The sequence below is a fragment of the Paracoccus sp. NSM genome (genome assembly GCF_052379855.1).
GTDB lineage: Bacteria > Pseudomonadota > Alphaproteobacteria > Rhodobacterales > Rhodobacteraceae > Paracoccus.
Map to the genome: position 1 here is coordinate 1 of NZ_JBQTCG010000025.1, position 12,597 is coordinate 12,597.

10 protein-coding genes and 1 pseudogene are annotated in these 12,597 nt (G+C 64.5%); 7 read left to right on the forward strand and 4 right to left on the reverse strand.

All coding sequences use genetic code 11. The features are described 5' to 3' along the window. Nucleotides 1-59: 59 nt before the first annotated feature. Both ACTZWU_RS16485 and ACTZWU_RS16490 read left to right on the forward strand, forming a co-directional pair. On the forward strand, nucleotides 60-701 hold the full coding sequence (locus ACTZWU_RS16485) for a hypothetical protein (protein ID WP_444738451.1): 642 nt from the start codon (nucleotides 60-62) through the stop codon (nucleotides 699-701). A gap of 545 nt (nucleotides 702-1,246) precedes the next feature. Further along, nucleotides 1,247-2,509 carry an Hsp70 family protein gene (locus ACTZWU_RS16490; RefSeq protein ID WP_444738452.1) on the forward strand — a complete coding sequence of 421 codons (1,263 nt, stop codon included), beginning with the start codon at nucleotides 1,247-1,249 and terminating at the stop codon, nucleotides 2,507-2,509. A gap of 309 nt (nucleotides 2,510-2,818) precedes the next feature. Here the strand turns inward: ACTZWU_RS16490 and ACTZWU_RS16495 are convergent, their stop codons facing one another. The 4 genes from ACTZWU_RS16495 to ACTZWU_RS16510 all read right to left on the reverse strand — a co-directional run bounded on the left by ACTZWU_RS16495 (nucleotide 2,819) and on the right by ACTZWU_RS16510 (nucleotide 6,384). After that, nucleotides 2,819-3,538 (reverse strand): ABC transporter permease, encoded by a 720-nt coding sequence (locus ACTZWU_RS16495; RefSeq protein ID WP_444738453.1) that lies wholly within the window; start codon nucleotides 3,536-3,538, stop codon nucleotides 2,819-2,821. Beyond that, the gene (locus ACTZWU_RS16500) at nucleotides 3,538-4,380 is read right to left on the reverse strand and encodes an ABC transporter permease (protein ID WP_444738454.1); all 843 of its coding nucleotides are present in this window, start codon (nucleotides 4,378-4,380) and stop codon (nucleotides 3,538-3,540) included. Before ACTZWU_RS16500 ends, ACTZWU_RS16495 begins: the two co-directional genes overlap by 1 nt. Next, nucleotides 4,373-5,470: a quaternary amine ABC transporter ATP-binding protein gene (locus ACTZWU_RS16505; RefSeq protein ID WP_444738455.1), complete on the reverse strand. Its 1,098-nt coding sequence runs from the start codon at nucleotides 5,468-5,470 to the stop codon at nucleotides 4,373-4,375. Before ACTZWU_RS16505 ends, ACTZWU_RS16500 begins: the two co-directional genes overlap by 8 nt. A gap of 68 nt (nucleotides 5,471-5,538) precedes the next feature. After that, the gene (locus ACTZWU_RS16510; RefSeq protein ID WP_444738456.1) at nucleotides 5,539-6,384 is read right to left on the reverse strand and encodes a glycine betaine ABC transporter substrate-binding protein; all 846 of its coding nucleotides are present in this window, start codon (nucleotides 6,382-6,384) and stop codon (nucleotides 5,539-5,541) included. 465 nt (nucleotides 6,385-6,849) lie between these two features. On the opposite strand from ACTZWU_RS16510, the gene ACTZWU_RS16515 reads away from it, so the two are divergent. The 5 genes and pseudogenes from ACTZWU_RS16515 to ACTZWU_RS16535 form a co-directional block, all read left to right on the forward strand. After that, entirely contained in the window at nucleotides 6,850-7,755 is a 906-nt protein-coding gene (locus tag ACTZWU_RS16515; RefSeq protein ID WP_444738460.1) for a dihydrodipicolinate synthase family protein, read from the forward strand. Nucleotides 7,756-7,757: 2 nt separating this feature from the next. Then, complete coding sequence (locus ACTZWU_RS16520) at nucleotides 7,758-9,260, forward strand: aldehyde dehydrogenase (protein WP_444738457.1); 1,503 nt, start codon at nucleotides 7,758-7,760, stop codon at nucleotides 9,258-9,260. A 20-nt stretch (nucleotides 9,261-9,280) separates the two neighbouring features. Beyond that, nucleotides 9,281-10,627 (forward strand): NAD(P)/FAD-dependent oxidoreductase, encoded by a 1,347-nt coding sequence (locus ACTZWU_RS16525; RefSeq protein ID WP_444738458.1) that lies wholly within the window; start codon nucleotides 9,281-9,283, stop codon nucleotides 10,625-10,627. 6 nt (nucleotides 10,628-10,633) lie between these two features. Further along, on the forward strand, nucleotides 10,634-11,632 hold the full coding sequence (locus ACTZWU_RS16530; RefSeq protein WP_444738459.1) for a LysR substrate-binding domain-containing protein: 999 nt from the start codon (nucleotides 10,634-10,636) through the stop codon (nucleotides 11,630-11,632). Nucleotides 11,633-11,884: 252 nt separating this feature from the next. Then, a pseudogene (locus ACTZWU_RS16535) lies at nucleotides 11,885-12,346 on the forward strand (IS110 family RNA-guided transposase); the annotation flags it as partial. Between the last annotated feature and the right edge of the window lie 251 nt (nucleotides 12,347-12,597).

Sequence of the window (12,597 nt, forward strand, 5' to 3'; positions counted from 1 at the left end):
TTTCGCTTGGAAAAAGGTTTCACCAGTCGCGTGGCGATCCGCGATCCTGAATGTCCCGCATGAGACGATTCGCGGAACGTGACCTGCTGGCACCCGACAGGGTGTCACGGATGATCTTGTCGGCAGGGATGCGGCGGCAAATCAGAGATCGCCCATTCACCCTGCGGCGGATCTCATGCCGCTTGTGCCGGTGCACCATGGGCTTCTGGCATGTTGGCGCCATTCATGCAGGGCTTGTGACGCTCACGCTCGACGGCGAAGATACCCGTGCAATGCAGTCACCGATCGATTCCGGATCAGCCTCTGCACAGGCTGTGATCATCGCGGCCCCTGCCAGCCCGCAGCCGGTTCGGCTCTCAAAGAACATCAGTGTTCCCGTAACCGTGCATCTTTTATCAAATTTCTCTGAAGCACCACTCCAGGTAGAACTTGTCGCAGGCTTGGAAAGTACCGAGGTTGCGCCCGCGCGTCTCGGGATGGAACAAAAGCGCGTCGCGAATTTCTTTACCTCTGGGTTCAACATGTGTCTCAACTGCCAACAAGACCTGCAGACGAAGTTCTGTCTGAGATGCGATAGTTCCGCCTATTCCGGGATTGATCGCGTGCAGAAAAGCTATGCGGTCGTTGCCGGGGCGGTCGCCGTCGGGCTGGGTTCGCTGTGCCTCTTCATCGCCATCGTCATGGGCTTGATGATCCGCTAGCCGTATTTCCTGCGTACGATCGATGCGCGGGGAATGGGGTCATCAATCCGAACCCATGCCCCACTACCCCGTCCGTCTTGGCGGCGGGTTGTAGGTGCTGGCCGCGAAGCTGATGCCTGTGGCAGTCGATGACCGGCGCGATTCAGGTCCACTCGTTCCTGTCGACGCAGGTCGGCCGGGCGGCGCGGTCACGACGGACGACAGCGCATGGCAGCATGGCGCTTGCGGACCTGCCAGTTCTTCCGTTGGAAGATCCGCTGCACCATGTTTTCGGCGAAGCCTGCAGGACTGCCTCCATCCGATAGCCGAACGGCGGCTTTCCTTGGTCAATGCCTTGATCAGGGCGGCCAAGCGCGGATCGACCCCGGCTCGCATCCATCGCATGGCCATGCCGGTGATCCTGACGCGCCCCGAGGTATTACCGCAGCCCCTGCCGGACGGGGCGCAGGCGCCGGAGTGGGGCCGGTGTGGCACGCCAACCGGGTTGACAGCCCCGACCGCGCCCTCTAGTCACCCCAGCCCTGCCGTTCAGAGAAAGCACGACCATGGCGCAAGAAGCCCCCGGGCTCGGGATCGATTTCGGCACCTCGAACACGGCCGCCGGCTATCTGCGCGACGGGAGGCCCCATCTGGTGCCTCTGGCGCCGGGGCGGATGACCATGCCGACCACCTTCTTCTTTGACCATGACAGCCGCCGGATGTTGATCGGCGAGCCCGCCAATGAGGCGCTGCTGGAGGGCGCCGAGGGGCGCTTCATGCGGGCGCTGAAGCGGGTGCTGGGCACCTCGCTCATGCATGAGCGCCGCCAGATCCTGAACGAGCGCGTCACCTTCGTCGAGATCATCGCCCGCTTTCTGGCCGCAGTGAAGGCGCGGGCCGAGGCCGAGGCGGGGATGACCTTCGAGCGCGTCCTTTCGGGCCGGCCTGTCGTGTTCCACGGCGCGGGCGATCCGCGCGAGGCCGCGGCCGAGGCCGACCTGCGCGCCTGCTATCTGGCCGCGGGGTTCCGCGAGGTCACCTTCATGCCCGAGCCCGAGGCCGCCGCCATCGCCAGCGGCGCGCTGCGGCCGGGATCGGTCGGCCTCATCGTCGATGTCGGCGGCGGCACGTCGGATTTCTCGCTGTTCCGCGCGGGTCAAGGCGGGGTTGAGATCCTCGCCAATCACGGCGTCCGCATCGGCGGCACGGATTTCGACCGCGCGATCAGCATCGACCGGGTGATGCCGCTGCTGGGCAAGGGCAGCGAGTTGCGCAAGGTGATGGGGCCGGGCGCCTCGCCGGTGCCGAACGCGATCTTCAACGACCTGGCCACATGGGAGAAGATCCCGTTCCTCTATACGCCGCAGAACCGACGGATGGTCGCCGAGATGCTGCGCCTGGCCCACGAGCCCGAGAAGCTGGCGCGCCTGGCGCGGGCGCTTCAGGACGAGCTGGGCCACGATCTGAGCTTCGCCGTCGAGCGCGGCAAGATCGCCGCCAATGCGGGCGAGGCGGCGTCGATCCTGCTGGACCCGCTGGAGGCGGGCCTTGCCGTGCCGCTTTCGGCCGAAGCCCTGACCGAAAGCCTCGCCCGCCATGCCGAGGCGCTGACCGAGGGCGCGCGCGAGACGCTGCGTCTGGCCGGGCTGGACGCCGCGCGGGTGGAAACGGTAATCTATGTCGGAGGCTCCAGCCTGATGGCGATGGTGTCCCGCGCCATGCACGGGCTGTTCCCGGAGGCGCAGCATCAGACCAGCGAGGTCTTCACAGCCGTTGCCGACGGGCTGGCCATCGCGGCGGGAAAGGCGTCCAGGTCGCGGGCTTTCTAACCATGGAAGACCGGGCCACGCCCATCGGCGCCGCCGCGAGGTGCGTCGCGCCAGATCGCATGATGAACCCCACGCATTCGGGTATCATCGGGATGGATCGGCTCCATGACCTCCGCCGCCACGTCGCGACTGTGCAGAACGCAGTCGTCGCGCCAGGGCGTTGATCGCACCTGACATCACGTCATGCGCGCGGGGTTCGGGCATGGGACAATGCCGCGCGAACGACGCGGTCCAAGAGCAGCGCGACAGCGACGATGGAAAGGCCGGCGCGCAGACCGACGCCCATTTCCATGCGCATCAGCCCGCGCGTCACCTCGGCGCCAGCCCGCCCGCGCCCACCAGTCCGGCCAGCACGACCATGGCCAGCGACAGCAGGATGCACTGGTTCAAGCCGATCAGCAGCGTGGGTTTTACGGCGGGAAACTCGATCTTGAAGAGGATGGTCGAGGGGCGGGCGCCAAGCGCGGCGCCCAATTCCTTGAGATCCGCGCGCACATGGCGGAAGGCCAAGGTCGTCAGGCGCAGCATCGGCGGGATGCCGTAGATGATCGTCGCGATGATCGCGGGCACGCGGCCAAGGCTGAACAGCATCACGGCCGGGATCAGGTAGACCCAGGGCGGGACGGTCTGCATGATGTCGAGGATCGGGCGCAGCACCGCCTCGACCCGCCGCCGCCGCGCGGCGAGAATGCCGAGTGGAAAGGCGATCAGCACCGAGATCGTGACCGAAAGCGACACCAGCGCCAGCGTCTGCATCGTCGCCTGCCACAACCCCGCCCCGAGGCAGAAGCCGAGGCAGGCCGCCACGAGCAGCCCCATCCGCCAGCCGAGGAATGCGAGGGCCGCAGCGGCCGAGATCGCCAGCATGAGCCATGATGGCAGGTAGAGCAGCGCGCCTTCCAGGACTCCGAGCACAGCCTCGATCGCGCGGGTGATCGCGCCGAAGACGCTGTGGAAGTTCACGTTCAGCCAACGAACGCCGGGGGCCAGGTAGTCTCCGGGAGAGATTTGGAATGTCGTCCAGTCCATCATTGCGTCTCCGCTTTGGGTCCGAGCGCCTGCGTCATCCGATCCAGCACCATCGTCAGCACCACGATGGCAATGGCGGCGTTGATCGACTTGGCGATGTCGAGCGTGCGGATCGCGTCATAGATCGCGGCGCCCAGGCCGCCCGCTCCGACGATGCCGGCGATGACGACCATGCCGAAGGCCATCATGATGCTCTGGTTCACGCCGGCCATGATCGACGGCAGCGCAAAGGGCAACCGGATCTTGAAGAACATCTGCCGCGGGGTGATGCCGCTGGCCTGCCCAAGCTCGATGAACTCTTTCGGGGTGCGCCGGATGCCGAGCGATGTCAGGCGGATCGCCGGCGGAATGGCCACGATGATCGTCGCAAACAGCGCCGTCGCCGCGCCATAGCCGAGAAGCGCAATGGCCGGCAGCAGGTAGATATAGGGCGGCATGGTCTGGATGAGGTCCAGAACCGCCTCGACCGCGCGATCAAGCGAGGAGAGGTATCCCGCCAGCACGCCGACCGGTATCGCGATCAGCAACGACAACGAGACGGCCGTGACGACCAACGCCAGGGTATCGACTGTCGCGCCCCACAGCCCCATGGCCAGGCACAGCAGCAGTCCGGCGCCTGCCAGCAGGCCGAAACGCCTGCCAACCACACGCCACCCCGCGACGGCAACCAGCAGCGTCAGAAGCCAGGCTGGCGGCAGATGCAACAGACCCTGAACCAGACGAAACGTGCCTTCGAGACCGGCACGCAGACCGTCGAAGAGAAAGCCTGCATGATCGCTTAGCCAGAAGAGGCCGTCATCCACGCGTCGGTCGAAGGCCCGGACGAACGCCGCGTTATCCATGGGCGGGCCCCGGATTGGCGGACACCGTCTCGCCGCGAATGCCGCGCAACAGGTTGCGCAGCGTGACGATCCCGGCCGTTCGCCCGCCTTCGACCACAGCGATGGCGTCGCTGTCGGTGCGGGTGATCGTCTCGATCAGCGTGTCGATGTCGGTATCGGGATGCGCATGAGGCAGGACGTCCAGACTGGCACCCGGCGCGCTCAGGTAGGCATCCGGCGACACCATGACGGAATGCGCCTTGACGAGATGCAACCGCGAGATGCCGGCGACGAAATCGGACACATACTGATCGGCGGGGTTGAGGATGATCTCTTCGGCCGTGCCGGTCTGGATGATCGCGCCGTCCTTCATGATCGCGATGCGGTCACCGATACGGATCGCCTCGTCCAGATCATGTGTGATGAAGACCGCCGACTTGCCCAGGTCCTTGGTCAGCTGGCGAAACTCGTCCTGCAGCTGACGGCGGATCAGTGGATCAAGGGCGCTGAAGGGCTCGTCCATCAGGATGATCTCGGGGTCCGAGGCCAACGCCCGCGCAAGGCCGACCCGCTGCTGCATCCCGCCCGACAGCTCGGACGGGTAACGGTTCAGCCAGTCGCTGAGCCCGACCTTGTCCAAGGCCGCCCTGGCCGCGCGTTCGCGTTCGCTGCGCGAGACGCTTCGCACTTCCAGACCGAAGCCTGTATTTTCCAGCACCGTCCGGTTCGGCAGGAGCGCGACGGACTGGAACACCATGCCGATATGGCGCGCGCGCACCTCGCGCAGACGGGAAGCATCAAGACGCGAGATGTCCTGACCCTTGATGGTGACGGTGCCGTGGCTCGGGTCGATCAGGCGGTTCAGCATCCGGATCAGCGTCGACTTGCCAGAGCCGGAAAGACCCATGATGCAGAAGATCTCGCCCCGATGCACCTGCAGCGAGGCAGACTGGACGCCGACCACGCAGTTGAAGTTGCGCAGAACCTCTGCCTTAGACGCGCCTTGACGGGTCACGGCCTGCAGGGCCTCGGGCGCGCGATCACCGAAGATCTTCCACAGCGACCGGCAATCGATCAGCGTGTCAGGTGACCCTTGTGTTGGCTGTGTCATGTCATCTGCCTCCCTGCATGACGGAAAGCCTGCCCGCGACATGGCGCGGGCAGGAGCGGGCGCATGGATCACTGATCCTTGATGTTCAGCCAGCGGCTGACGAGATCCTCGTTCGCGTCGATCCATCCGGCAACCGCTTCGTCCATGGTCTGGCCGTCGGCGACAGCGCCATTGAGGGCCGTGATATCCGCAAGCGGCACATAGACGCTGGCGATGGCCTCGCGCGCAGCAGGATTTTCGGCCGAGAAGCCCGCCTGACCGATCCAGTAGTAGCCCTGCGGCGGTGGGAAGACGCCCTGCGGGTCCTCGAGAAAGCGCATGTCGTATTTCTGCATCATCCAGGACGGCTCCCAGATGGTGACGGCGATCGGCTCCTGCCGTTCGACGGCCGATTGCAGGGCAGCCGACATGCCGGCCGAGCTGCCCTCGATCAGCTGCAGGTCGAGGCTATAGGCATCAACCGCGCTCGCGGCGTCCCGCATCAGGCCGGACCCGGATTCGATGCCGACGATGCGCCCGCCGAAAAGCCCCGCATTGTCGTTCAGCTGCTCAAGCGATTTGACGTCCACATAGGTCGGCACGGCGATAGCCTGATAAAGCCCGTGCGAGACCGGCGAGATCTTCTCGAGCCGGTCGCGATAGCGATCCCAGTAATCCTGCGCGACATAGTCGATCTGCGAGGCCATGATCTGGATATCGCCACGGGCAAGGGCTGCGTAGGCGATGCCCCATTCCGAGAACTCGGTGACCTCGACCTCGTGGCCCTTCTGCTCAAGCACATGCTTGGTGATGGCCGTGATCGGCGTCAGATCCTCCCAGGACATGGTGCCCATGCGGATCGTGTCAGCCATTGCGGGAAGTGCGGTCGACATGGCGAGCGCCGCGATGCCGATCATGGATTCGAGAGGTTTCATCTTAACCTTCCTGTTATGTTTTGAGGTTTAGTCAGAAATCGGACAGAAGTATTTACTTATGAATTTGGCTGGTTGATTTGACGGTTCTTGCGCCGCCGTCCAGCCTCGTCGCCTGCTTCCCGCACGTCGTTGCTAAAGGGAATCGCGTTTTGCAGTCGTGAATAGATGGGTAAATGATCAGAGTTTGCTGAGGCAAGGAAGATTTGCGCCATAAATATAAAAAATTGCGACATTCATTCGACGAGCTTCCCGCGACAGAGTTTTGCCAGCATAACATAATTATATACTTATGTAATGGCGATCTAAATCCTCGTTTGCAACGCAGCTGGCGTAGGCGCAACTTAAGTCAAAGCGTGCAACCAAGGGGCCGCCCGCGCCGCTTCCGAGCCAGCGGCAACTGCAAACACGCAGGGACGCCTCGCGCTAAACCTCCTTGATCAGAGTGACGCAATGACCACAGCCAGTATGACCCTCGAGGGGATCTACACCCCTCTCGTGACCCCCTTGACCGACACCGGCGAGTTCGACTTCGACCGTCTGTCCGATTTGATCGAGCGGCTGGTCGGCGCGGGGGTGCATGGCTTGATCAGTGGCGGTTCGACCGGCGAAAACTACGCCCAGACCGTCGAAGAGCGTCTGACCCTGGCGCGCTTCATCACCGACCAGACCGCGGGCCGGGTGCCGGTGATCGTGGGAACCGGCGCCATGCGGACGCCTGACAGCGTTGCCCTGGCGAAAGGCGCGCGCGAGATGGGCGCAGACGCTCTGCTGCTGGGCACGCCCCCCTATTCGGTGCCGACCGAACATGAGAACGCGCTGAACGCCCTGGCCATCGACCGCGCGGCGGACCTGCCGATCATTCTCTACAACTATCCCGGCCGGATGGGTGTGAGCATGGGCGAAGAATTTCTCGATCGGGTCGGCCGCTCGCGCAATGTCATCGCGATCAAGGAAAGCTCGGGTGACATCAACCGGGTGCATCTGCTGGCGCGGGATTATCCGCATATCCAGATGTCCTGCGGCATGGACGACCAGGCGCTTGAGTTCTTTGCCTGGGGCGCGCGCAGCTGGATCTGCGCCGGCTCGAACTTCCTGCCCGAGGAGCACATCTACCTGTATGAGACCTGCGTGCTGAACGGAGATTTCGTCCGTGGCCGCCGGATCATGTCCGCGATGATGCCGCTCATGCGGGTGCTGGAGCAGGGCGGCAAGTTCATCCAGTGCGTCAAGCACGCAACCGCGATGACGGGCATCCCGACAGGGCCGATGCGGCCGCCTCTGAAGGGCCTGAACAAGGATGAAAAGCGCCAGTTGGATCAGGTGATCGCGGTGCTCAAGACGACCATTGCAGACATCAAGGCGGGGAACTGACCATGACCGACCTTCTGACGCGCGGCGAATACGAGGCCTTGGCCAAGGCGCTGCAACTGCCCCAGAATGCCTTCATCGACGGCAGCTTCCGGCCGGCGCTTTCGGGCAAGCGTTTCACCTCGACCAACCCGGCGACTGCGGCGGTTCTGGCCGAAGTCGCAGCCTGCGGCCCCGAGGACGTGGATCTGGCGGTCGCCAAGGCCCGCGAGGCCTTTGATGATGGCCGCTGGTCGCGCCTGGCGCCCGGCGCGCGCAAACAGGTGCTGTTGCGGCTGACGCGTCTGATGGAGCGCAATCGCCACGAATTGTCGGTGCTGGAAAGCCTCGACTCGGGAAAGCCGATCTATGACTGCGAGACGGTCGATATCCCCGAGACGATCCACTGCCTGAAATGGCATGCCGAATTGATCGACAAGATCTACGATCAGGTCGCGCCGTCCTCCGATGACCACTTGGCGCTTGTCGTGCGCGAGCCGGTCGGGGTTGTCGGGTTGGTCCTGCCGTGGAACTTCCCGCTGCTGATGCTGGCATGGAAGATTGGTCCTGCCCTGGCCGCTGGATGCTCGGTCGTGGTCAAGCCTGCGGCCGAAACCTCGCTGACGGCGCTGCGGCTGGCCGAGATGGCGGCCGAGGCCGGATTGCCCGCCGGAGTGCTGAACATCGTGACGGGCTCGGGCGTTGAGGTGGGCGAACCGCTCGGCCGGCATCCGGATGTGGACATGGTCTCATTCACCGGCTCGACCGCGACGGGGCGGCGGTTTCTGCACTACTCGGCCGACAGCAACCTCAAGGAGGTCGTGCTGGAGCTTGGTGGCAAGAACCCCTGCATCGTTCTGGACGATGCCGAGGATCTGGACGCGGTCGCCGCGCATGTCGTGCAGGGGGCCTTCTGGAACATGGGCGAGAATTGTTCGGCCGCCTCGCGCCTGATCGTGCAGTCAGGCGTGAAGGACCGGCTTCTGGCCAAGGTGCGCGAACATGCGCGCGAATGGAATATCGGCGATCCGCTGGACCCTTCGGTGCGGATCGGAGCGCTGGTGTCGCAGTCGCATTTTGAGAAAGTGGCCTCTTATCTGAAAGCGGGCGGCGAGGTCCTGATGGGCGGCAAGACCCATCACGGAACCCACGTTGAGCCAACCATCATCGCGGTGCCGGGCAACGATCACAAACTGGCGCAGGAAGAGATCTTCGGCCCCGTCCTGACCGTGATCGAGGTTACCAGCTTCGATGAGGCGATCCGGATTGCCAACGACACGCCATATGGCCTCGCGGCCTCGATCTTCACCGCCAACGGTAAGCGCGCCCTGCGCGGCGCACGGATGCTGCGCGCGGGGACCGTGACGGTCAACAGCTTCGGAGAGGGCGACATCGCAACGCCCTTCGGCGGCTACAAGCAGTCGGGTTTCGGCGGGCGGGACAACTCGATCCACGCGCATGACCAATACACGCAACTCAAGACGATCTGGCTGGACCTGTCGGACAACGCCGACACGGCCATCGACTGAGTATAGGAAGGGGCCGCGCCATGACTTTGACCTACAGTGCCCGCCGGCTGCCGTCGTTGGCCGGTGCGGCGGCCTGGGACGCGATCCTGCCCGTGCGGGCGCCGCATCCGTCACTGGCGAGCGCAGCCAAAGCCGATATCGTCATCATCGGCGGAGGCTTTGCGGGCCTGGCAGCGGCTCGGCGCCTGCTGCAACTGGATTCCGGTTTGCGGATCGCGTTGCTCGAAGCCGGTCAGGTTGCGCAGGGGTCGGCGGGGCGCAATTCGGGCTTCATGATCGACCTGCCGCACGAGCTGACGTCTGAGGATTACGCCGGCACCAGCGCGGATGGCGATCAACGGATGATCACGCTGAACCGGCACGCCATCACCTTTGCCGCCGAAGCGGTCGAGGACTATGACATTCCCCGTGACTGGTTCCGGCGCGATGGCAAGGTGAACGGCGCGGTCAGCGCCCATGCGCAGGCGCAGAACGCGGCCTATGCGCGGCATCTGGACAGCTTGGGCGAGCCAAACGAGCTTCTGGATGCGCAGGCGATGCACGAACTGACCGGCTCGCGGCACTACCGTGCGGGGCTCTACACGCCCGGCACGGTGATGTTGCAGCCGGCGGGCTTCATCCGTGGCATGGCGAAGGGTCTGGCAAGACGCATCTCCCTCTACGAGAACAGCCCCGTTACACGGATCGATCGGCATGGCGGCGCCTGGCGCGTCACCACGCGGGGCGGGCAGGTCGATGCCGGACTGGTCATCATGGCCCATAACGGCCATCTGGAAAGCTTCGGCATCGCGCGCGGGCGGCTGATGCACATCTTCCTCTTTGCGACCATGACGCCGGAATTGCCCCCCGAGGCACTGGCGCGGCTTGGCGGGGCCGAATGCTGGGGCGTTACGCCGGCCGATCCGATGGGCACGACCCTTCGCCGGATTTCGTCGGCGCAGGGAGGCAACCGGATCATCACCCGGACCATTGCGGTCCTGCGGCCCGAGATGCGGACGACTGCAGGCCAAATGCAGAGGGCACGGGCGATGATGCAGCGCAAGTTCGATGCCCGCTTTCCGCAACTGGCGGGGATGCAGATGGAACATGCCTGGGCCGGGCATCTCTGCCTCGCGCGCAATGGTGCCTCGGTCGCAGGGCGGATCGAGGATGGTCTTTATGCAGCCTGTGTGGACAACGGGCTGGGCACGACGCGCAGTACGCTTGCCGGCATAGCGGCGGCCGAGGCGGCTTTGGGGGTGGCGTCCGAAGTGACCCGCTTCTTCGGGGCGCAGGACCTTCCCGACCGCCTGCCGCCCCCGCCGCTTGCCAAGCTGGGCGGAAACCTGTTCATTCGCTGGAAGGAATGGCGCGCGCGCGACGAATAGGGGCGGATGGACAAGGCCAGCGACAATCTCGAGAAGCGCAAGTCGCCGCGGCCACCCAAGCGGCGGCATCTGCCGTCGCTTGGCGCGTTCGCGACTTTCGAGGTCGCGGCGAAGCATCTGAGCTTTACGCTTGCCGCCAGCGAATTGCATGTCAGCCAGGCGGCGATCAGCCAGCATATCCGGGCGCTGGAACGCGCGCTCGATTGCCGGCTTTTCCTGCGCCGGCGCAACGGGATCGAGCTGACCGCCGAGGGGCACACCCTGCTTCAGGCCGTGAACCAGGGCCTTGATCGGCTGGCCGACGGTGTCTACCAGATCCAGCAAGGGGGGGACAGCAATGTTCTCACCATCTCGGGGACCTACGCGGCGATCTCGCATTATATCAAGCCGCTGACCAACCTGTTCCGCGCCCAGTTTCCCGAAGTGCGATTCACGCTGCTGGCCTCGGACGAAAATGACCGCCTGCAGGATTTCGCCGAGGTTGACCTTTCGATGATCTGCGGCAGCGAACGCTCGGCGGTCGGCCAGAACCTCATCCCGCTCTTCCCCGAGATCGTGGACCCGGTCTGCGCCCCGGCCTTTCTGGCGCGACATGGACCTTTCAAGCAACCAGAGGATCTGCTTTCCGCTGACCTGATGGAATTGCATCGCATGCACTGGAGTTCGGATGCGATCTCCTGGTATCCGCTGACCTGGCGGGACTGGTTCCACCAGCACAGCCCGGATGTCGAACCCGCCGAGCCCAGCTTTCTGACCAACAGTTACGGCACGCTGGTCGATGCGGCCATTGCGGGCGAAGGCGTGATTCTCGGTTGGCGACATCTTGTCCGGCAAGCGGTCGAGCGGGGCCAGCTTGTGCGCATCATGGATCGGCCGTTGCGGGCCAGCCGCTCCTACTACCTGCACCTGAAGCCCGCGTCCCGCACGAACCCCCATGTCAGGCAGTTCATCGACTTCATGCAGGATCATGCGGCGCAGCTGACGGAAGCTGAAACCATCCTCTGACCTCAAATGGCGGCTGCGAAGGTCTTAACAGCCGGGACAAGTAATGGCGAATCTGGCGGTGGCCGCGATCAAGCGCGACAAGACCCATTCGGATGCCGCGGAAAGGTCGGAGGCTTGGCGCAGGCGCGACAACGCCGAGCGGCCAAACGGCGCGATCGGCAACCCTGTGTAAGCGATGTGGTGGACGCCTCCCGGCGGCATCGATTTGCCATGGTGGCGGGTGTTGAAGCACCGCTACAGAAGGGAGCGTCCATGGGAGAGGTTAGCATTATCGGCCTAGACTTGGCCAAGACCGTGTTTCAGGCGCATGGCGCCGGAGTGGATGGTTCAGTTGTGTTCCGCCGCAAGCTGTCGCGCACACAGCCGTTGATGTTTATGGCGGCGCAGCCACCTTGCGTGGTGGCAATGGAGGCCTGCGCCAGTGCGCATCACTGGGGCCGGGCGATTGGCGATATCGGCCACGAAGTGAGGCTGATCCCGCCTGCCTATGTGAAGCCGTTCGTGAAGCGGCAGAAGAACGACATGGCCGATGCCGAGGCGATTGCGGAAGCGGCGTCGCGTCCGACCATGCGGTTCGTTGCCGTGAAGAGCGAGGTACAGCAGGCCGCTGCAATGGCCTATCGGACCCGGGACCTTCTGGTTCGCCAGCGGACACAGACGATCAATGCGCTGCGGGCACATCTGGCCGAGCAAGGCATCGTGGCCCCGTCGGTCCTGCACATGTCGGGCGGCTGGCGGCCATCATCGAAGGCAATGACGGCATGTTGCCCATAGCGGTCCGCGCACTCGCGCGCCTCCTGTTGGCCCAGATCGCCGGGCTGGCCGAGAAGTTCGCAGGCCTTGATGCCGAACTTCGCAGGCGCGTGACCACCGACGATACAGCGCGACGGCTGACGACGATCCCGGGAGTGGGGCGGTGACTGCGGCGGCGATCACTAGGTAATCCCCCCATTTTTAGCGGGGTG